The following is a 20,486-nucleotide window of genomic DNA, read 5'->3' as shown; positions in this document are numbered from 1 at the left end:
GCCAAGTACCAAAGCATTTACCCTGGAATCATTATAACTCTTAACAGGATTTTCTCCAATTTTTGATGGTTATGACTATGGTTATGACTGATGACTGATTCGTGATGGTTAGTTCGTTTTTCTCCTTATCGGCAACCACCAACAAATAACAAATAACTAACAACAAATAACCAACAACCAACAACAAACAACCAACAACAAATAACAAAATAATTCGTGAGAGTCCGATCGCACATAACAGTCTTGTCGATCGCTTTTCACTATACTAAATCCGAATAAGGCATTGAAATTATGATGAGAGGAACTGCCGGTGACTCCAGAAACTTTAACTCAAAAACCTTCTGTCACCTCGACTTCAAAGGAGTTTAACTCCTTTAGTGCGGCTGAATTTGACGATGCGGTGATGGAAACTTATGGCCGTTTTCCCATTGCTTTGACCAAAGGCGACGGCTGTCGCGTATGGGATACGGACGGGAAAGAATATCTAGATTTTGTGGCGGGAATTGCTACTTGTACCCTAGGACACGCTCACCCGGCAATGGTGGCGGCAGTGACGCAGCAAATGCAAACATTGCACCATGTTTCTAATTTGTACTATATCCCGGTACAAGGTCAGTTGGCTCAGTGGTTGGTGGATCGTTCTTGCGCCGATCGCGCTTTTTTCTGCAATTCCGGGGCCGAAGCGAACGAGGGGGCGATTAAATTGGCCCGCAAATACGCCCATACGGTGTTAAATATTGACGACCCAGTGATTTTAACTGCCCATGCGAGTTTCCACGGGCGGACTTTGGCCACTATTACAGCTACGGGTCAACCTAAATATCAGAAGAATTTCGATCCCCTGGTGCCCGGATTTTGCTATGTGCCGTTTAATGACTTGGAAGCGATTAAAGCCGCGATCGCCCAACTCGACGGGGGCGAAAAACGGCGCGTGGCGGCCATTATGCTGGAAGCTTTGCAAGGAGAGGGGGGTGTCCGTCCCGGTGACGTGGCTTATTTCCAAGCAATTCGCCAAATTTGCGATGAAAAAGGCATTTTGCTGATTTTGGATGAAGTCCAAGTGGGAATGGGACGTTCTGGCAAACTTTGGGGTTATGAAAATCTGGGCATTGAACCGGATATTTTTACTTCTGCCAAAGGGTTGGGCGGTGGCATTCCCATTGGGGCGCTGTTGTGCAAATCCCATTGTGATGTGTTTAAACCGGGGGATCATGCCAGCACTTTTGGCGGCAACCCCTTTGCTTGTGCGGTCGCTTTGGCGGTTTGTCATACTTTGGAAAGCGAAAATTTACTGGCGAATGTCCAAGACCGGGGGCAACAGTTGCGCCAAGGTTTACAGGCGATCGCCGCTAAATATCCCACTCTGGTGGAGGAAGTGCGCGGCTGGGGTTTGATTAATGGTTTGGAATTAAAGGCAGATAGCCCGATCGCTTCTACTGACCTGGTGAAAGCGGCAATTTCTCAAGGATTGCTGTTAGTTCCCGCAGGCCTGAAAGTGGTGCGCTTTGTTCCTCCGTTAATTGTTTCTGCCGCAGAAATCGATCGAGCTTTGCAACTGTTTGAAACGGCGATCGCGCAACTGGTCTAAAGGGTCTTCTAAAGGGTCTAAAGCTTTTTGGTGGTGATTCACTAATTCATTCTAGCTATCAGCAGTCAGCGATCAGGTATCAGGGGCTAATAGCTGACTGCTGAAGATAGTTATAAAGTCGATATGACTTGAGTCAGTTGGAGAAAAATAGAGCGTGAAAGGGTGATCGCTCACGAATAGAAACCGGGTTTTTACCCAACATCTAGGTTGACAAGCATACATTTATCGAAAAAACCCGGTTCTCTCCTTGTGGGAAAAGAGGCGATCGCTGTTTAGTTGAGAAACCGGGTTTTTATTCCATTGCAGGGATTAACTAACAAAATTTATCGAAAAAACCCGGTTCTTTCCTTGTGGGAAAAGAGGCGATTCCGCGCAGCGGATCCAGAGACGGGAATCGCACATCATAATTATGACTTAGATGGAATAATCGGCAAAATTTTAACTCGAGAACGAGCGGGATCGATCGTAATTAAAGCACCGCGATCTAATTCGGATTCAAACTGACGCAGAACTTGAATTACGATATTTTCCAAGGTAGTAGGTAAGATATCTTGCGTTCTTACTTGAATTACACTTGGAGCGGTAGCTTGGGTAGTGGCTAGAAGTATGCCAAAATCCAGGTCGTGAGTGAAAACAATATAGCCGTTAGTATTAGCCCAATTCATAATTATTTGGTCTATGGCGGCTGGATCTCCCACATTTAACCAGTGAACTGACTCAATTGAATATTTAGCAAAAATCCCAACTCAATCCGGTGATAGGTTCATGTCTATTAATATTTTCATGTCACCATCAGGGGTACTTCTTGTTCTTCTACTCGCCAAGCTGCATAAGCTAGGGCTTCATATATATCGGCTTCTTCTAAATAAGGATAGGCTTTCAAAATGTCAGCGGGGGTGTGACCGGAGGCCATTAGACCAACGATCGCTCCTACGGTTACTCTCATCCCTCGAATGCAAGGTTTACCACCCATAACTTGGGGATTAAGAGTAATTCTAGTTAATGTTTTCATAGTAAAAATTAGGGCTTTGATTAAGCTTTGATTAAATTATATCATCAGGCGATCGCTGTTTGGGGGGAAAGAGGCGATCGCACATATTCAGGGTAGGGTGTGTTAGGCGCGAAACTATCTTTAACTCAAACCAACCCTTGAAAATCGCGCCGTAACGCACCATATTTTCTTCTAAAAATAAATGCGATAATTCAGCGTAGGGTGTGTTAGGCGCGAAATAATTTCAAACTTCAACCAATAATTTACAATCGCGCCGTAACGCACCTAATTATATAATATTAATCCGATAATTTAATCAATAAAAATTTTCGATAATGGGTCGATGATTATGCCGATGATTTGGTGCGTTAGGCGGACTTAGAGATTATTTATTTTCCGCAAAATATTATCCCCGCCTAACGCACCCTACCATTACTTAAAAACCGTTATAAACCCCAATGTAAATCAATCTCTATCTGGGATATTACACTCAGGACATTCTCCAAAATACCACTGACCCTCGTCTTCATTGTACCAACTTTCCCAAACATCTCCCGAATCGAATGTTTCAAATTCATCCTGACTTTCAAAGATTCCCGAAACTTGTAAGAGAGAAGGTTTATTTTTTTGTTCTTGTTTTTGCTGAAAAATTTTTAATGCTTCACAAGGATCTTCCTTAGAAGATTCAATATTCCAGACTTCCTCAAAAGAAGCAGTAGAATATTCGTCTTCGTCTGCGGTTTTTCTAGCATAAACTTTCACTATTTCTCCATAAAAAAAGCTGGCAATATAAGCTGATGGCGTTTTAATCCGATCATAGCCACGTACCACTTCATTATCATATTCGACAACCACATCATAACCACCAGGTTCATGTGACTGAATATTTGTTCGATATATATCTGCAACCCAAAATACACGATTGACAAAATTTTCTGGCAAACCAATATAAACCCGTTGAGGTTCTTCATTGCTCCTTGCCTCAAGTCTATATTTTCTAATTTTTTCAAGTATAGATGGCTGGCTTGTTTGATTTTTTTGCTCTAATTCTTGCCGCTGATTAATTAGGTCATTACGTTTCTGAGTTAACTCATTTTTTTGATTTTCTCCAACTAAAGCAATTGTAATTTCACCTAGCCATTCTGGTGCCGAATTGTCAATATCACACCAAATTTTCTCCATATAGGCAACTAAATCAGTTTTATGAGGTTCGGGGATATCCTTAGCATCTAGCCAAATTAGACTAACTTTTTCGCGTTCGGTATGCTCGATTTCGTACCAGAAGCTAACATTTTCTACACACCCAGAGTCTAACTGTTCCGCCAGTTGTGGATAATCATACTTAATTTTACTTATGTGAAACCAAACACCTTTACTACTGCGTTGATTTGTTTTCTTAAGGGTGCGGCTTACAAAGCCAAAGCCTCTTCCATTATATTCCTGAACCTGACCAAATTCGATATTCATTAATTTAACTACCCTGTAAGTTTGATTTTAGACCGGATCATTTTCTGTATTGTAAGAAAGAGGAGAGAGGATAGAGAAAAGAGTAAGAATAAGTCTTTTTACAAAGATGGGATGCCCGCAGTTTAGACTATTATAATCAGATTTAATCGCGACCAGAAAGAAAACCATTCCAGTCAAAATCGGGTATAATATCTCAAATTCGACCTGTCACCAATGCCAATGGCAGCACGATATCCTGTAAGATATCTTCTCTCCCAGTGCCGTTATCACCTATGATAAGATCATAAGTTATGAGCCTTGTCCCGCGCTACTTTAATCTTTGGGTATCTAGGCGAGTTTTTCTGCACCCCCTTCTATTTTCTAACAATATTTTTCTAGACAGGTTGCATATTCTGGATTTTCCTTGGATTTCTGCATCAACAATCAAAAATAATGACAGATTAATTATCTGTCTGATTGAAAAATGCTATACGCTCACATAATCTCTATTGTCATCTGACACAGACACAATCGACAAGACGGAAAAGGGCGGAAAAAGACTGATAAAGACGGGACTTTTATTAAAAAATGTTAAGCGGGCGGATAATGACGGATAATGGCGGATAATGGCGGGTAAAATTTCAGAGGAGTCATCATAAAGGAATGGACTGGGAAACTGTGTTGCAGTCAATTGATGAATTGGTCTTTAAACAAACCAGGAAACACCTTGATAGTCTGCAAGTGGAAATTTTGAAGGGAGTGCTCAATGGTCAGAAGTATCCCGAAATTGCCAAACAGTATAAATGCACCAAAGGTCATGTTAAAGATGAAGCCTATAAACTTTGGCAAGTTCTGTCAAAGACTTTTGGGGAAGATGTTAATAGGTCGAATTTTTGCGCTACAGTTCAACGGTTAGGATTCGCAAATTATCAGTCTACTCTCATTGGAAATCGTGTTCGTGTTGGTAATATTAATCTTTGTCCTAATTCCGATCGCCCAAGATTAGAAAATGAAGATGCGGGAAATCAAGAATTAATTCAAGACAAGACAAAAACCAGTGGCGATTCCCGGACGCTTCGCGATCGCGCATCGGAACCCCTTCGCGATGTTGCATCCGCGCCGCTTCGCGATGTTGCATCCGCAACGCTTCGCGAACGCGCCTTTGAAACTCTTTTATACGAAACCAAATTAAATAGTTTATCCAAATTAATCCAACTGGGTTTAAGCGCAGAACAAATTGCCGAAGTGCTAGATTTACCCTTAGAGAAAGTGCGTGAATTAATGGAATAGAGGAACGATTCATGGGATACATTTTTAGTAAAGTAATATTACCCCTTGGCCATTGCCTGATGTAAAAAGCTTGCCCGGTTGATTTTGGGGTAGGAGGCGATTATATTTAATGATTAACTGCTAATTACAGCAATTTTATATTGGATCTACCACAAGTGCCTGTAGGGGCGAAGCATTTCGGCAGATAACCTATTGCTTAGAACACTAAATGGACTGCCGAAATGCTTCGCCCCTACGGAATGCAACGCCGCCCTGAAAACCGCTGTATTTGTAGTGGAAATTTTACAGTAAATTAATTATTTGTGATTACGCCCTATGTCCGAACAATTACAAATCCTGCTAAAGCAACTGCGATCAGATTTATTGGAATTATATGGAACTCGACTCGATCGCCTAATTTTATTTGGTTCTCAAGCGCGGGGAACTGCCACAGAAAATTCCGATATTGATGTATTGATTATCCTCAAAGGTCAAGTTAATCCGGGGGAAGAAATCAAACGAACGGGACATTTGATTTCTGACTTATCTCTGCAATATGATCTCACAATCAGTCGTCTATTTATGGATTCGGAAAAATTCTCTACAGCCAATACTCCATTACTGCTCAATATCAGAAAAGAGGGAATTACATTTTGACCCCAGAACAAGAAAACTTACTGCAAAAATCTATCACCAGCTTAGAAGCAGCCAAAATTCTCCAAACTAATGAATTTCCAGATTATGCGGCATCTCGCGCTTATTACAGTATGTTTTATGCTGTTGAAGCCATTCTTTTACAGAAAGATTTATCATTTTCGAGTCATGCAGCCGTGATTTCTGCTTTTGGTCGGGAATTTGTCAAAAGCGGTATAGTTCCGAAGGAATTTCATCGTCTGGTAATTGATGCCCAAGATTTAAGAAATACTGGCGATTATGGAGAATTAAATGCTGTAAGGATCGCCCAATCCCAAGAGCAGATTAACAATAAAAAATCCTAGAATTTACCAAAAAATTTCTCCAGTAGTTTCATCTACCATCCTCTTTTATATTGTTTTTAGTCCGCCAGAAAGCGGACTTGGTTCTTGTAGCCACGGATTTAAATCCCTGCCTGGATTTACCCTTAGATTGCGCGAATTAATGGAATAAAGAAACGACTCATGGGATACATCGTTGCCCAGTAGACTACTATATTATTAATACCCACTCCAATGGTTAACGAACATGACTATATCTTTGGCCAAATGGACAATGGAAGACTATCACCAGATCGTCGAAACTGGCTTACTCGACGATCGCCCCGTGGAACTACTCAATGGAGAAATTGTAGAAATGTCCCCAGAAGGAGTTCCTCACGCTTATTTCAGCACTAAAGCTGGCGAATATTTGACCCGTTTACTGGGCGATAAGCCTGACGGCATAGCTGACGCTTACCGCGCCTTAGTCAGTCCAGCTAAACCCATCACATTGCCCAACGACTCCGAACCCGAACCAGACATTGCTATTGTGCAACGTTTGGGACGAGAATATCTCAACCACCATCCCTATCCTGAAAATATTTTTTGGTTAATTGAATATGCCAATAGCAGTTTAGAAAAAGACTCAACCTTAAAATATCGTATCTATGCGGAACGGGAATTCCTGAATATTGGTTAGTGAATTTAAAGCGTGGGGAACTCATCGTATTTCGCGAACCCAGACATGGGGAATATGCCTCAAAAATGACCTTAACCGACGGTGAAATTACCCCATTAGCATTTCCCGATGTCAAAATTTCTGTGGCTGCTTTGATTTCCGACTAAAATGCGATCGCGGAATCTCATATAAAGTAGTGGTAGTGTTAGCAGCGACACCACGCCTAACGCAACCTACCACTACTTTGTGTTCTCTGTGTCTCTGTGGTGATTATCTGAGTAATTTTTATCGGATTTAAGATAACTCAAAATTCCCTTAATTTTACCTAACCCAACTGCGCGATTCCGCAAGGCGGATCGCTTTAGCGAATCGCGCAGCAAAAACCATAAACCATTTAACCCTAATCTGAGCAATCTCAACCAGAAAACAACTGGATGACAATACTTGTTAATCGTGAATAAATAACTATAGGTACTATGATAATACTTATGGAATAAATTTTGATTAGTAATTTGCGAAGGTTGGTGAAACACTGCCAGATGATTCGTCATGGCTATAACATGACCTTTTTGAGCATAACGCTGACAAAAATCAAAATCCTCGTAATATAAAAAATAATCTGGGTCAAATTCGGGACAAGTATCAAACTTTCTTAAATTCAGTAAAAAACTACAGCCTGTCACCCAAGCACAAGAAATATATTCAGCATCGGGATTGTGCAAAAATAAATTATCTTTAATAATAATCGACCCAGTATAGCGATTAAATTCCCCTCCCCCAAACCAAACATCCCCACTGGGTTCATAAACCATTGTGCCTAAAATAGAAACTTCGGGATGATTGCTAAAAAAGTCCGGCACTTTTGCCAAAGAATCCGTCAGCATCAGGGTATCGGGATTAATCAGCCAAATAATAGCTTCTGGGTCTTGGTCATAAACCCAGTGGATGCCTAAATTACACCCTTTACCAAATCCTAGATTTTCCCCAGCCTGCAAAATTACCGTTTTTTCCTGATTTAATGCTTCAATTTCGGCATCATCCGGGGAATTATTTACGATAATTAGTTTATAGGGTATTTTGGCTTGTGTTTCCAGAGATGCTAAAAGAGAGGTAATTAACTTTGATGAGTAATAGTTAACGGTCAAAAAGTAGATAAATGGTTTTGATTCAGCCTGATTTTCAGTCATAAATTATATCAATAAAGCTGTAATAAATTAAATTATTATTTTTTTTGTTTATATTTTGGTTTAATTCATGGTTGACCAATTACTATTTTAATAGGATTAATAAACGCTGTAATTCCCCGCAAGCTGCCTGAAGAGACTCCGGTGCGTTTGACGATAATTTATGAGAGCGGCATTCCTCGGCTAACTTCTCAACATCTGGTTTACAAAAAGCCTCATTATTCTCAAATTTTACATAACTATGCTCCTCATTGACAACTTCTCCTTGTAAATAATGTATCCATGTTTCAATATTGCGTTTAGGAATAAAGATAGCGATCGCCTCATCTGATCGACGGTCTGGTTGGGCATCTGCGCTAAGAGCATCTGCTAACTGATTAAGTCGTTCTTGTAATGTTCCCTTATCTGCATCAATTAACACGACTAAGCCAATCGCAACCCGGTTTCTATTCTGACGATAGGCTTTGACTTCTGCTGCGTATTGACTGCGTACATACTGTTCTCCTGATTGGCTACCTAAAGGGCAAATTTTAGCTCTGATGATACCAGTAAAACCTCGCATTTTTAGGAAATGACGAGCAAAAACTTCCTGCTGTCTATCTTCACACAGGATAACGATTTGAACTCTACGCTGGCTCATTCAACCATCCCCTTGCAATTAATTCTGAAACAGGTAATCCAGAATTATCAGCCACTTCAATACTAATTCTTTTTAATCTTACAGGGGCATTACTTTGCCGGTCAAACCAATAACCAATCGGTGAAGCCAAAAGGTAGTTAATTAACTCAGGATGGTGAGAAATTAGTAAAGTTTGCAGTTTTCTTTCACTACAAAAGTCATAAAGCTGAATCAACCAAGGTTGAATTTCCGGCAAAGCTAAAAAGTTTTCCGGTTCATCAATACATAAAGTATAGTCTTCTGATCGCGTCCCATAAATCATCGTATATAAAGCAACTAAAGCTTTTTGACCGTCTGATAATTCTCCCAGCCGATATTCAATTAATTGGTTACTATTATTTCCACCGGCTAAACGTAATTTTAACACTTGATTTTGTTCGCTGACTCGCTCAAACTTAAAGCTGTTGAAACCATCCAGAACATCTTTTAAAACATTGCTGATTTCAGCGACTTTGCCTTGGTCTTGAGAAAGATACCGATACCAAGAAACAAAATTTTCCATCTGGGTATTTAGCCGCATTTCTTCTTGGTTGCTTTCATCAGCCATTAAGCTAGGAATCATTCGGACAATAATAATTCGTTGGATTCTTTCTCTAAACCAAGTTAACTTTGTATTGTCATTTCTTGGCATCAACGAAGGCAGCATGGACTGCGACCAGTCAAATGAGTATTGAGGACCTTCTGAATGATTGTCTCGATACAGTTGAACTTCGCCTAACTCAAATTTTAGTAAAGGCTGGTTATCATACCACAAACGCTCATATTCAACCCGACATCGATCGCGCTCATGTCCAATCCCCAACTCATATTTATAGCTGCCGCCATTGCCGATAATCTCTAACTCAAACCGTTGTAATGGTGCAATTTGCCAACGAGTGCAATCTGAGGATTTAAAAATTCCTTCTATCTTGCGATCGCCGCTAACAAATGCTTGAATTTTCTGCAATACTTCAAAAACCGTTGATTTCCCGGAGCCGTTAGCACCGAGAAATAAATTAATTGCATCAACATTAAGCTCAAAATTGACCAAGCAGCGAAAATTATCAATGTAGATCCGTTTGAGCATAAGATTTTGTGATTAAAATGAAACTGCCGTAACCATCTAATACTTACTCTAGCATTAGTCATGGGTCCAATGCGGGGAAACGCCCCCTCCTCCTGAAGAAGCCGGATTTTTTGCTCTGGAGGAATGGGGGGCTGTTTAAAGATCGGGAGGCAGCGCCTCCAGGAAGGCATTCCCAGGCAGAGCCTGGGAACGAGGAACAATCAACCAACAACAATCAACGAACAACAATCAACGAACAACAATCAACAATTAAAATAACTCTACTTGAGAGTCATCGCCAATCATAAATCGTAAGGCTTTGGGACGGCGAGAAGCAACCGTTAAATTGGCTCGACGACCAATCACACTATCGACTAAACGTTGCTGAATGCGATCGATTTTTGCCCCGCGTAAAATAACGCTATGTTCTAGGTCAGCATCAATTAAGGTTGCTTCATTGGCGATACTGCTATAAGGGCCGATAAAACAGTTTTCTAAATAACAATTTTCGCCAATAATTGCTGGGCCACGGATGGAAGAGTTGATTACTTTGGTTCCGGCGCCAATTTTGACTCGGCCAATTACTTGACTCCGGTCATCTATTTCCCCTTCTACAGAAGGAGTAATTTGCGTATCGAGAATAATTCTATTGGCTTCGAGGAGGTCATCTTTTTTCCCGGTATCCAGCCACCAACCTTGTAATGTACAAGCTTCTACAGGTTTTTCTAGGTCAATTAACCGCTGGATCGCATCGGTAATTTCTAATTCACCCCGGGCGGAAGGTTTGATTTGTGCGATCGCCTCATGGATAGCACTAGAAAATAAATAAACCCCTACCAATGCTAAATTAGACGGGGGTTCCTTGGGCTTTTCAATTAACTGTAAAACTCGACCTTTTTCATCTACTTTCGCTACCCCAAAAGCGCTGGGATTAGACACTGCTCGCAACAAAATTAAAGCATCAAGATTTTGCTGATTAAACTGGGTCAAAAACGAGTCAACGCTGCCTTCAATAATGTTATCCCCCAGATACATAATAAAAGGAGAATCACCTAAGAAAGGTTGGGCGATTTTGACTGCATGAGCCAATCCTGCGGGTTGTTCTTGGAGAATATAAGTAATCTTGGCGCCAAAGCTATCGCCATTCCCAGTCACCTGTTTAACTTCTTCTCCAGTTTCGGGACTAATAATAATCCCAATGTCCGTAATTCCAGCGGCAACAATGCTTTCAATTCCATACCAAAGAATCGGTTTATTCGCCACGGGTACCAGTTGTTTTGCCCCAGAATAAGTCAGCGGTCTTAACCGGGTGCCTTTGCCCCCAGAAAGAATGATTGCTTTCATGTTTTTTGCCAAAATAAAGAGTATAAACAGCTTAGTGGTTGGTGGTTGTTAGTTGGTGGTTATTTGGAGCAGCCAAACAACTTTCCAACAAGCAACAAAAGAATCCCTACCCAACAACAATTATCAATTATCAATTGTTAATTATCTTGATAATCTTTCAGCATAAGACGCAATGATTGCCGCCAATGGGGGGGATGAGTACCGATAACAGCAGAGATTTTGCGATGAGAAAGAACGGAATAAGCGGGACGTTTTGCCGGGGTGGGATATTCAGCGGTGGTAATGGGCACCACCCGTTGCACTTGCAAGGGAAAACCCAGGGCTTTGGCTTCTTCAAAGATGGCGATCGCGAAATCATACCAGCTACAAACCCCACTATTGGTATAGTGGTAAATCCCGGATTCTGGGGAATTTTGAATCATACAGACGATCACCTCAGCCAAATCCTTCGCCCAAGTGGGACTGCCCACTTGATCCGTCACCACCCGCAACTCGTCCCGACTACTGCCCAAACGCAGCATAGTCTTAACAAAATTGCCAACTCCCCCGACACCATAGACCCAAGCGGTTCTGACAATAATATAGTCGCCCCCCACTTGCTGAATGGCCTCTTCTCCCGCTAATTTAGACCGACCATAAACCCCAATGGGATTAGTAGGATCCGTTTCTTGGTAGGGATGACTTTGGCTGCCATCAAACACATAGTCCGTAGAAACATGAATCAACCGGGCGCCCAGTTTGAGGGCTTCTGCCGCTAAAATCCCCACCCCAGAGCCATTCACGGCCATCGCCAGATCCGGTTCGCTTTCCGCCTTGTCCACTGCCGTATAAGCGCAGGCATTGACGATCAAATCCGGTTTGACCTCAGCGATTACCTGACGAATCATGTCTGGTTGCGATAAATCCAGGGTTTCGCGATCGACCCAGGTGACATCCCCCAATTTCACCAACATCGGGTGTAATTCTTGGCCAAGTTGACCGTTAATCCCAGCGAGTAAAATTTTCATTTCTGTCCCGGTTTGTTTGTTAATTTTTGCTTATTCGTCCTTACACTAGCGGTCCATAAATGTCGGTTATTCCGTGACTTATGGGAACACTTCCGCAGAATTTAACCGTTGACCGACTTGGTCTTTCGCCGATAAAATTGGCTCGGCACCATTTAACGGCCATTCGATGCCAATATCAGGGTCATTCCAGAGAATACAGCGATCGTACTGGGGAGCGTAGTAGTCCGTGGCTTTGTACAACACATCCGCCGAGTCGGAAACCACTAAAAAGCCGTGGGCAAAACCCGGTGGCACCCAAAATTGCCGTTTATTTTCCCCACTCAGCAGACAACCGACCCATTGACCAAAGGTGGGAGAACTTTTTCTAATATCTACGGCAATATCAAATATCTCACCGGCAACCACCCGGAGTAATTTGCCTTGGGTTTGTTGAATTTGGTAGTGCAGTCCCCGCAGGACGTTTTTGCCCGATCGCGAGTGATTATCTTGGACAAACTGAGTTTTAATGCCCGTTGTTTCCGCAAACACTCGCTCATTGAAGCTTTCAAAAAAAAATCCGCGATCATCCCCAAAAACTTTGGGTTCAATAATTAATACATCTGGGATTTCCGTGGGAATAATATTCATGGATGCTCCAGCATAATTGTCACAGTGTCTTGTGAATTTTAACATCAAAATTTAACCAATTAATCCGAGCAAAAAAAGATAATTCATTTAATTTTTTTGTAAAAATCACTAATTCTAAAAAATTTGCTAAAAATTTATTTTACCGAAAAGCGAAATTTTGCTACAATTTGAATAGCGTAATGCTCCATGTCCAGCTAGGTATCCGCATGACCCAAGAACTGATTACAGAAATAGCACAAGAAGTAGAAAGACGCCGCAACTTTGCCATTATTTCCCACCCCGACGCCGGTAAAACGACTTTAACGGAAAAGCTGTTGCTTTACGGAGGGGCAATTAATGAAGCGGGAGCCGTGAAAGCGAAACGCGCCCAGCGGCAAGCTACCTCAGACTGGATGGCAATGGAGCAGCAACGGGGAATTTCCATTACCTCCACAGTTTTGCAGTTTGAATATCAAAACTATTATATAAATCTGCTGGATACTCCCGGTCACCAAGATTTTAGTGAAGATACTTACCGGACTTTGGCCGCTGCGGATAATGCGGTGATGCTGGAAGATGCCGCTAAAGGGTTGGAACCCCAGACCCGGAAACTGTTTGAAGTCTGTCGGATGCGAGAAATTCCCATTTTCACTTTTATGAATAAGCTGGATCGACCGACTAGGGAACCTCTGGAACTCCTGGACGAAATTGAGAAAGAACTGGGGATTAGTACCTATCCCGTAAACTGGCCAATTGGCATGGGCGATCGCTTCAAAGGAGTGTACGATCGCCTGCGTCGGCAGATTCACTTATTTGAACGCACCGCCCACGGCAGCAAAAAAGCCCAGGATACCGTAATCAACCTCGGCGATCCGCGCATTGAAGACCTCTTAGAACAAGAACTGTATTATCAACTGAAAGAAGAACTGGAAATTCTCGAAGAACTCGGAGCAGAACTGGATCTGCAAGCGGTTCATGCGGGCAAAATGACTCCGGTATTCTTTGGCAGTGCTGTAACCAATTTTGGGGTGAAGCTCTTTTTAGATAATTTTCTAGAATATGCCCTGAAACCAACGGTACGTCGGAGTAGTCTTGGGGACGTTCCCCCCACTCACCCGAACTTTACCGGCTTTGTCTTTAAGCTGCAAGCTAATATGGATCCCAAACACCGCGATCGCGTGGCCTTCGTGCGGGTCTGTACCGGCAAATTTGAAAAAGACATGACTGTCAGCCATGCTCGCACCGGCAAAAGCATTCGGTTATCTCGTCCCCAGAAACTCTTTGCCCAAGACCGAGAATCCATCGAAGTCGCTTATGCGGGGGATGCCATTGGTCTGAACAATCCGGGAATGTTTGCCATTGGGGACACTATATATATTGGAGAAAAATTGGAATACGAAGGGATCCCCTGTTTCTCTCCCGAACTCTTTGCCTATTTAAAAAATCCCAACCCTTCCAAGTTCAAGCAATTCCGCAAAGGGGTTTCAGAATTACGGGAAGAAGGCGCCGTACAAATTATGTATTCTACGGACGAATCCAAACGGGATCCCATTTTGGCAGCAGTGGGTCAGCTACAGTTTGAAGTGGTACAGTTTCGGCTGGAAAATGAATATGGGGTCGAAACCAGAATCGAAATGTTGCCCTTTACCGTAGCCCGTTGGGTAGCGGATGGTTGGGAAGCCTTAAATAAAGTCGGTCGTTTGTTTAACACCGTCACGGTGAAAGACAGTTGGGGGCGTCCCGTGCTACTGTTTAAAAACGAATGGAATTTACATCAAGTTCAAGGCGACCATCCAGAATTAAAACTGAATGCCACAGCCCCAGTGGTGGCAGGTCAAGAACCAGAATCTTTGTAAGTTGACAATTGATAATTGATAATTGATAATTAAGATAATTGATGATTTCTTAATTAACAATTGTTAATTATCAATTGTTAATTATTCTGAAACTTAATTATCATGGGCAACTCTAATCTAGAGATTGGTTTGGCAGCCTTAAAACAAGGAGATTACCAAACCGCGATCGCCACTTTAGAAAATATCTGTGAAACAGAACTGCACGAGTCCACAAGATTACGGGCACAGATCGCTTTGGTGCAAGCTTATCAGCAGATAGGCGATCGCTATCAAGCTTGCCAACTTTGTCAAACCCTGATTCACACCCAATCGACAACCAATGCCCCAGCGAAAAAATGGGCAATGGCCAAGTTACGGGAATTAAGCCCATCTCAGGATGTCGTAGCGGCATCCCCCCCGCCACCCAATTCAGGAAACAAGAATCCGGGCTTAATCAATGATCCCACAGGTTTTATGCCTTTTGAGAGTCCGGCAAATAGTCCGGCAAATAACCCAGTCAACCCGTCACCCACCGCAGACCCGACAGGTTTTGTCCCCTTATCTCCGGCGCCAGTAACCCCTAAACCTCCTCAACCCAGCAACCTACCCAGACCGGCAAATTCGGGAAAATTAACTAAATCTCAACCCACCACAGAAAATCAGCCCCCTAAAAACCCTGGGTCTGGGGTCAAGCGACCTCCCAAACCGCCAGCGCCGCCAAAATCTCCTTTACTCAAGGGGCAAGGATTATCGAATGGGGTAAGACCGGCCAAACCGCCCCTACCGCCAAAGATGAATATGCCCCCAAATTCTGTCTCGGTTGTGGCGCCCCCACCGCCCCCTGCACGACCGGCGGCACCAATTCCCCAGCAACCCAGATTTATGCAAAACGGATCGGATTCGCCGACTGCGGATCCGAGTCCGACCCAGAGTCTGACCCAGACCCAGCCCCCAGCCCCCAGCCCTGAAATTACTTGGCGGCAAGCAGGACGGGCAAAAAATTGGCGCAAAATGAAGCCAGTGAAGCAAGGGCAACTGTTTCTAGTGCAAGTCACCACGGCGATCGCTCTATTTTGGCTCATGGTCGAATTCGTCGAGTTTTCTTTCTTACTAATAAATGATGTTTTATTAAAAATGCCTTTGCTTTCGCCAGTGCAATGGTTTTATCAAGACCAGACTTGGACAGTTTTGCTCGGTCTAATCGGGTTATTCATGGCATCTCCCTGGTTGATGGATTTACTGCTGGAAAAGTGCTACGGTCTGCAACCCTTGTCCTGGAAAACTTTAAGCGATCGCAGTCCCGAAGCCTCCAAATTACTGCTCCAGTTTTCCCGTGAGCAAAATATTCCCCAATGCAAGCTGGGGCTATTACCCACCGATGCACCAATGGCCATCTCATTAGGTTGCTTACCCCGGTTTGCGCGAATCGTCGTCAGTCGGGGACTATTAGAAAAACTAGAACCGGATGAAATTGCCGCCATCTATGCCGGGGAATTAGGACATATTCTCAGTGGCACTTTACCCCTGATGTCCTTGGCCATGTTATTGTTACAGATTCCTTACAGTATTTATCTCCAAGTGGCTAAGGATGGTCAACCCTGGGAAAAAGTCTCCACCTCTCAAGGTCAGTTTATGACGGTCTGTGCCACCCTAATTTCTTCCGTTGCTTATGGGTTTTATTGGCTATTGCGTTGGCCAGTTTTATGGCTTTCCCGGTTGCGACTGTATCATAGCGATCGCGCAGCCGCCCAACTCACCGGCAACCCCAACGGCTTATCCAGAGCTTTATTAAAAATTGCCATCGGTATGGCAGAAAATATTCAAACGGTCGGAGAAACCAGTGGGTTATTAGAAGGATGGGAACTGCTGACCCCAGTGGGTGTCCGACAAGCGGTGACATTCGGCAGTTGTGCCGGTCGGACTTCTTGGGAAAATCTGCTCACATGGGAGCGGTCTAACCCTTGGCGCCCCTGGATGACCCTGAATAATTCTCATTTATTATTGGGCGATCGCCTCTATATTCTTTCGTTATATGCTAAGTTTTGGCAGCTAGAACCGGAGTTAGATTTTGTGGCTTCCCCCAAAGGAAAACTGGAAAAATCCGCAATTCAAAGGTTTATCCTCCAAGTAATCCCCTTTTTTGGCTTACCCTTGGGTTTGGCGATCGGCTTAGGTTTTTGGGCAATTGGTGGGATCGGTGGGATTTTGGGCATAGAGCAAGTCACCTGGCTATGGGGCGATCGGATAACTCTACTCAGTTGTCTGCCCATTGGCATCAGTATGGGAATCTTACTGCGGATTAATCAATTCTTTCCCGATCTACCCCCACCCACATCTTCTTTGCCTGAATTATCAGAACTACTGACTAATCCCACCAGCTTACCCATCGATAGTCAACCTATTTACCTAGAAGGGAAATTATTAGGGCGCTCTGGGATTAGCAATGCTTTAGCTCAAGATTTAATCTTGCAATCATCCGAGGGACTGATCAAATTGCACTGTTTCGCCAAATTAGGCCCATTTGCCTATCTTTGGCCGTTGCAAAATCGTCCCATTGACCTGGTGGGTTCTCAGGTAAAAATCACCGGCTGGTTTCGCCGAGGCGCCACCGTCTGGGTTGATGTGGAAAATATGGAAACGATCGCTGAAAGTCAACGCTCACGATTGTCTTTCCCAGGGGGACATCCGATTTGGTCTACGATTTTAGCCGCGATCGCCGCTATTTGGGGAGTTTATCTCAACCTGCAAGGGGGTGCGGTCTTCTAAGCATCATGGCCAGTTGTCCCTCAACTTCAAGCAAAAATACTAACTTTTTCCCAAACAGTGTTACAATTTTTAACAAAATTCCCCGCTGTGTCCCCCCATGCCTAAATCTAGGCTCGAAGAGTACAGATATCAAAGCTTTTGCAGCCAATTCAGGATCGCACCATTGATTATTAGCCTATGGGAAAACATCGATTAGAAGCCATAACCAGTCAAGACTGGCTGTTTACATATCCATCACAGATCCACAATTACAGGTTAAGTGTTTACCCACAATTAAAATGAGAAATTAACGAATCCGTTGGGTTTTTACGCCGATCCAGGATAAAATTTTTCCGCACCCAGGCAAAAAATATGCATCATCCCTAGAAAAATTCCCAAATAATGTGATAAGTTTAAACATGGTCAAATACTCGCCAAGTCCGCTGATTCACAAAATTATCCATCAACCATCATTCACCGCAAAGGTAAGATGTCGATTGGGAAAAAACCGGCTCATTACTCAGACAGATGAGTGGTCATCTCTGAGGCTAAGTGACTAAGCAACGTATAGCGACAGCCCCAGAACACAAAAATCCTGGGTTTCAGTGATTTATGATTAAACACCGAAAAAAAAATTCAAGGCTGCTTTTGTGATGGCTAAACATTCTTGTATCATTTTTTCAAACTGGATCAAAAATCGGAGAATATGCTTCTCTGGGTCTTAAGTGTGGTAATAATTACACGACTTCAGTTGAAAATATGAACAGCATTTGCCAAAAATGAGCGAAAAAGCTCAAAGGAAAAAATAGGCTCATTTCTGTTATAATTACAAAAGTCTATTGCCTCATAACAATAGATTTCTTTCACCAGCATCTATTGCAGTAATGAATAGGTTTATTAAAACCTGACTGCTAAAATTACTGGTATAAAATTACTGGTATGTGACCAAATCAGTGAATAGTTGTGAACCAACTCACTCCTATTCTTAATCCCGAATCTTGCCCTTTCACCAGCCGGGAATGCTCCAGAGTGAAGTCAAGCAAATCAAGCACAGAAATTTTGCGATCGTTTAATTTTCAATGTATTATTACAACCATAAAAATTCGCCACTTGCGAAAATTATCCCCCTTATGTTCTTATAGATAAGAGGGGTGCCTGTGTATGGGAAATTTTTACAAGAAAAAGGACTAAATTCACTGACTTACACCCAAGTAATGGTTAAAGTTTTTTCCCTAAATCAATCAAAATCCAAGCAAAGGAGATAACTTTTATGTCAATTCGTCTTTATGTTGGCAATTTGCCCAAGGAAATAGAACGCCAAGAGTTAGAGGCAGTTTTTGCAGATTGCGGCACCGCTGTCACCACTAAGGTCATTAAAGACCGCAAAACTGGTAAATGTCGCGGTTTTGGTTTTGTCACCGTGAAAAACGATGAAGAGGCCGATAAAATTATTGAACAATTTAACGGGCATATCTTTCAAGACAGTGCGCTGAAAATTGAGAAAGCATTACCGCGTGCCAAGAAAAAGAATGAAAGCGAAGCAGAAGAACAACCAGCGCCACGGGCTAATAAAGCACCGGCCAGTTCTTCTGCTTCTTCTTCTTCTCGTCGGGGCGGAAACAACAACAAGACTCGGCGAAATACTCAGACCACTCCTGAACCTGAAGCCATTCAGCCGGATCCCCGCTGGGCTGCTGACCTAGAAAAACTCAAAAAAATGTTAGCGGCTCAAGCCATGAATCCCTAATTTTTCTATCGGTCAAGATTCATCGGGGACAAGACCCGCGATCGCCACCAGAACTTTCCCATCACGAGGGTGATTTCTTCCAGGCAATAAGTAGCGCTTAATCAGCTAAGACTATTCAAAGACTTAGGTGATTAAGCGCTACTTTGGTGATGATGATAAAAACATCCTGAAACAGGAACCGTTTGCCGATTTGAGGGGTTTTTGTGGTTTTCTGTTGGCAACTCTTCTAAAGAGTTACCGGAAAAACCCGACCCTCTGATTTTCAAAAATGCGAGATAGATCAAACCATTTGTTTGTCAGCTTGTTTGTCAGCTTAGAGCGCTTGTGCTCTTAACCAAGCCACGGGTAAACAAGTAATTTTGCCTGGAGTAGGAACAAAGGCTCGCTTCCGAAAAACGTCATACTGATTCTTTTCAATCGCATCAAGAATCTTGCTATAAAGCATCGTCGCTGACCAAACAGGCCAACGAGCATCCCGACTTAGTGTACTAATCCCCTTTTCGGCTTCAACGTAGAACTTACGAGCTCGTTGAATTTGAAACCGCATCAATTCCCGCCAACGCTCATCAACTACACCATTCAATAAATCCTGCTCTGTGTAGTCAAATAAAGCTAACTCCTCCAGAGGCAGGTAGATGCGACCCCGACGAGCATCTTCTCCCACATCTCGCAGGATATTTGTGAGTTGATTGGCAATCCCAAGCGCGATCGCCCGTTCAGCGGGATTAGACAGTTCTTTGCTCCCAGACCAAGGCGCCGAGCGAGGCGAAGAATCCAACCCCATGACCGGCAGGGACATTAATCCCACTGTCCCGGCCACCCGGTAACAGTAGAGTTCCAAGTCTTCAAAAGTCTGGTAGCGACTGCGGGATAGATCCATACGCATCCCCGCAATCATATCCCGAAAGGGTTGAATCTCGATCTGAAAGCGTTCCAGAGTATCGACTAGGGCCACATCGGTATCTTCTACCGGATCACCAGCAAAGACAGATTCTAACTGGTGTTCCCATTGGTCAAGGGTTTCGGGGGTTGTTAATCGCGATCGAGGACCGTCCACCAGTTCATCAGTACGACGACACCAAGCGTATATGGCCCAAATGGCTCGGCGTTTCGACTCTGACATCAGTAAAGTACCCAGATAAAACGTTTTCGCGTAGGTCTGAGTAATTTGACGACAGAGTTCGTAGGCGTCCTCTCGGGCAGCCAGAGTTTTCATGCGAGGGCTTTGAGACAGTTGGAGCATTGATTGCAGGCTGGAAGGGTGAAGGCTATCAGCTATGAAAGAGACGCTTGATTATGGCGTCTCTATTTGTCCGTTGTCGATGATCCGTGATCAGTAGACTATTAACGCTTGACTTTTAACAGTAC

At 43.2% G+C, this 20,486-nt stretch carries 18 protein-coding genes and 1 pseudogene; 8 read left to right on the top strand and 11 right to left on the bottom strand.

Going from position 1 to position 20,486, the window contains the following annotated elements; genetic code table 11:
* Positions 1–310: 310 nt before the first annotated feature.
* Positions 311–1,588 (top strand): aspartate aminotransferase family protein, encoded by a 1,278-nt coding sequence (locus ABWT76_RS15185; protein ID WP_190877508.1) that lies wholly within the window; start codon positions 311–313, stop codon positions 1,586–1,588.
* A 407-nt stretch (positions 1,589–1,995) separates the two neighbouring features.
* On the opposite strand, the gene ABWT76_RS15180 is transcribed toward ABWT76_RS15185, so the two are convergent.
* From ABWT76_RS15180 to ABWT76_RS15165, 4 genes are all read right to left on the bottom strand, one after another.
* Complete coding sequence (locus ABWT76_RS15180; protein WP_255353134.1) at positions 1,996–2,310, bottom strand: DUF5615 family PIN-like protein; 315 nt, start codon at positions 2,308–2,310, stop codon at positions 1,996–1,998.
* Positions 2,311–2,369: 59 nt separating this feature from the next.
* Positions 2,370–2,600, bottom strand: coding sequence for a DUF433 domain-containing protein (locus ABWT76_RS15175; protein ID WP_054464322.1), 231 nt, complete (start codon positions 2,598–2,600; stop codon positions 2,370–2,372).
* 31 nt (positions 2,601–2,631) lie between these two features.
* Complete coding sequence (locus ABWT76_RS15170) at positions 2,632–2,763, bottom strand: hypothetical protein (protein ID WP_255353128.1); 132 nt, start codon at positions 2,761–2,763, stop codon at positions 2,632–2,634.
* A gap of 281 nt (positions 2,764–3,044) precedes the next feature.
* Complete coding sequence (locus ABWT76_RS15165; protein ID WP_054464321.1) at positions 3,045–4,046, bottom strand: hypothetical protein; 1,002 nt, start codon at positions 4,044–4,046, stop codon at positions 3,045–3,047.
* Positions 4,047–4,688: 642 nt separating this feature from the next.
* Here ABWT76_RS15165 and ABWT76_RS15160 point away from each other — a divergent pair.
* The 4 genes and pseudogenes from ABWT76_RS15160 to ABWT76_RS15145 all read left to right on the top strand — a co-directional run bounded on the left by ABWT76_RS15160 (position 4,689) and on the right by ABWT76_RS15145 (position 7,093).
* The gene (locus tag ABWT76_RS15160; protein ID WP_054464320.1) at positions 4,689–5,315 is read left to right on the top strand and encodes a hypothetical protein; all 627 of its coding nucleotides are present in this window, start codon (positions 4,689–4,691) and stop codon (positions 5,313–5,315) included.
* 315 nt (positions 5,316–5,630) lie between these two features.
* Complete coding sequence (locus tag ABWT76_RS15155) at positions 5,631–5,951, top strand: nucleotidyltransferase domain-containing protein (RefSeq protein ID WP_054464319.1); 321 nt, start codon at positions 5,631–5,633, stop codon at positions 5,949–5,951.
* Positions 5,948–6,292: a HEPN domain-containing protein gene (locus ABWT76_RS15150; protein ID WP_354636372.1), complete on the top strand. Its 345-nt coding sequence runs from the start codon at positions 5,948–5,950 to the stop codon at positions 6,290–6,292. Before ABWT76_RS15155 ends, ABWT76_RS15150 begins: the two co-directional genes overlap by 4 nt.
* 223 nt (positions 6,293–6,515) lie before the next feature.
* A pseudogene (locus tag ABWT76_RS15145) lies at positions 6,516–7,093 on the top strand (Uma2 family endonuclease).
* A 72-nt stretch (positions 7,094–7,165) separates the two neighbouring features.
* On the opposite strand, the gene ABWT76_RS15140 reads toward ABWT76_RS15145, so the two are convergent.
* From ABWT76_RS15140 to rfbC, 6 genes are all read right to left on the bottom strand, one after another.
* Positions 7,166–8,113, bottom strand: a complete 948-nt coding sequence (locus ABWT76_RS15140; protein WP_354636371.1) for a glycosyltransferase — start codon at positions 8,111–8,113, stop codon at positions 7,166–7,168.
* 82 nt (positions 8,114–8,195) lie between these two features.
* Positions 8,196–8,750, bottom strand: coding sequence for a hypothetical protein (locus ABWT76_RS15135; protein ID WP_354636370.1), 555 nt, complete (start codon positions 8,748–8,750; stop codon positions 8,196–8,198).
* Positions 8,737–9,855, bottom strand: a complete 1,119-nt coding sequence (locus ABWT76_RS15130; RefSeq protein WP_054464315.1) for an AAA family ATPase — start codon at positions 9,853–9,855, stop codon at positions 8,737–8,739. Before ABWT76_RS15130 ends, ABWT76_RS15135 begins: the two co-directional genes overlap by 14 nt.
* A 249-nt stretch (positions 9,856–10,104) precedes the next feature.
* A complete protein-coding gene (locus ABWT76_RS15125; RefSeq protein ID WP_054464314.1) occupies positions 10,105–11,178 on the bottom strand; it encodes a glucose-1-phosphate thymidylyltransferase in 1,074 nt (357 codons plus the stop codon).
* 137 nt (positions 11,179–11,315) lie between these two features.
* A complete protein-coding gene (gene rfbD / locus ABWT76_RS15120) occupies positions 11,316–12,185 on the bottom strand; it encodes a dTDP-4-dehydrorhamnose reductase (protein WP_354636369.1) in 870 nt (289 codons plus the stop codon).
* 78 nt (positions 12,186–12,263) lie between these two features.
* Entirely contained in the window at positions 12,264–12,812 is a 549-nt protein-coding gene (rfbC, locus tag ABWT76_RS15115; RefSeq protein ID WP_190877489.1) for a dTDP-4-dehydrorhamnose 3,5-epimerase, read from the bottom strand.
* A 206-nt stretch (positions 12,813–13,018) separates the two neighbouring features.
* Between rfbC and prfC the strand changes: the two genes are divergently transcribed.
* From prfC to ABWT76_RS15100, 3 genes are all read left to right on the top strand, one after another.
* Positions 13,019–14,647, top strand: coding sequence for a peptide chain release factor 3 (prfC, locus tag ABWT76_RS15110; RefSeq protein ID WP_054464311.1), 1,629 nt, complete (start codon positions 13,019–13,021; stop codon positions 14,645–14,647).
* Positions 14,648–14,749: 102 nt separating this feature from the next.
* Positions 14,750–17,392, top strand: a complete 2,643-nt coding sequence (locus ABWT76_RS15105) for a M48 family metalloprotease (RefSeq protein WP_354636368.1) — start codon at positions 14,750–14,752, stop codon at positions 17,390–17,392.
* A 1,249-nt stretch (positions 17,393–18,641) separates the two neighbouring features.
* On the top strand, positions 18,642–19,118 hold the full coding sequence (locus ABWT76_RS15100) for an RNA-binding protein (protein ID WP_054464309.1): 477 nt from the start codon (positions 18,642–18,644) through the stop codon (positions 19,116–19,118).
* Between the two features lie 313 nt (positions 19,119–19,431).
* On the opposite strand, the gene crtB is transcribed toward ABWT76_RS15100, so the two are convergent.
* Complete coding sequence (crtB, locus tag ABWT76_RS15095; RefSeq protein WP_054464308.1) at positions 19,432–20,361, bottom strand: 15-cis-phytoene synthase CrtB; 930 nt, start codon at positions 20,359–20,361, stop codon at positions 19,432–19,434.
* Positions 20,362–20,486 lie beyond the last annotated feature (125 nt).

This window comes from Planktothricoides raciborskii GIHE-MW2 (assembly GCF_040564635.1).
GTDB classification, from domain to species: Bacteria; Cyanobacteriota; Cyanobacteriia; order Cyanobacteriales; family Laspinemataceae; genus Planktothricoides; species Planktothricoides raciborskii.
This window is presented reverse-complemented; position numbering and strand designations above follow the sequence as displayed.

What these genes read in the sequence shown, in the direction of transcription:
- ABWT76_RS15175 (WP_054464322.1), bottom strand. Translation starts at nt 2,600, where the DNA reads ATGAAAACATTAACTAGAATTACTCTTAATCCCCAAGTTATGGGTGGT.
- ABWT76_RS15170 (WP_255353128.1), bottom strand. Translation starts at nt 2,763, where the DNA reads ATGGTGCGTTACGGCGCGATTTTCAAGGGTTGGTTTGAGTTAAAGATA.
- ABWT76_RS15165 (WP_054464321.1), bottom strand. Translation starts at nt 4,046, where the DNA reads ATGAATATCGAATTTGGTCAGGTTCAGGAATATAATGGAAGAGGCTTT.
- ABWT76_RS15160 (WP_054464320.1), top strand. Translation starts at nt 4,689, where the DNA reads ATGGACTGGGAAACTGTGTTGCAGTCAATTGATGAATTGGTCTTTAAA.
- ABWT76_RS15155 (WP_054464319.1), top strand. Translation starts at nt 5,631, where the DNA reads ATGTCCGAACAATTACAAATCCTGCTAAAGCAACTGCGATCAGATTTA.
- ABWT76_RS15140 (WP_354636371.1), bottom strand. Translation starts at nt 8,113, where the DNA reads ATGACTGAAAATCAGGCTGAATCAAAACCATTTATCTACTTTTTGACC.
- ABWT76_RS15135 (WP_354636370.1), bottom strand. Translation starts at nt 8,750, where the DNA reads ATGAGCCAGCGTAGAGTTCAAATCGTTATCCTGTGTGAAGATAGACAG.
- ABWT76_RS15130 (WP_054464315.1), bottom strand. Translation starts at nt 9,855, where the DNA reads ATGCTCAAACGGATCTACATTGATAATTTTCGCTGCTTGGTCAATTTT.
- ABWT76_RS15125 (WP_054464314.1), bottom strand. Translation starts at nt 11,178, where the DNA reads ATGAAAGCAATCATTCTTTCTGGGGGCAAAGGCACCCGGTTAAGACCG.
- rfbD (WP_354636369.1), bottom strand. Translation starts at nt 12,185, where the DNA reads ATGAAAATTTTACTCGCTGGGATTAACGGTCAACTTGGCCAAGAATTA.
- rfbC (WP_190877489.1), bottom strand. Translation starts at nt 12,812, where the DNA reads ATGAATATTATTCCCACGGAAATCCCAGATGTATTAATTATTGAACCC.
- prfC (WP_054464311.1), top strand. Translation starts at nt 13,019, where the DNA reads ATGACCCAAGAACTGATTACAGAAATAGCACAAGAAGTAGAAAGACGC.
- ABWT76_RS15105 (WP_354636368.1), top strand. Translation starts at nt 14,750, where the DNA reads ATGGGCAACTCTAATCTAGAGATTGGTTTGGCAGCCTTAAAACAAGGA.
- ABWT76_RS15100 (WP_054464309.1), top strand. Translation starts at nt 18,642, where the DNA reads ATGTCAATTCGTCTTTATGTTGGCAATTTGCCCAAGGAAATAGAACGC.
- crtB (WP_054464308.1), bottom strand. Translation starts at nt 20,361, where the DNA reads ATGCTCCAACTGTCTCAAAGCCCTCGCATGAAAACTCTGGCTGCCCGA.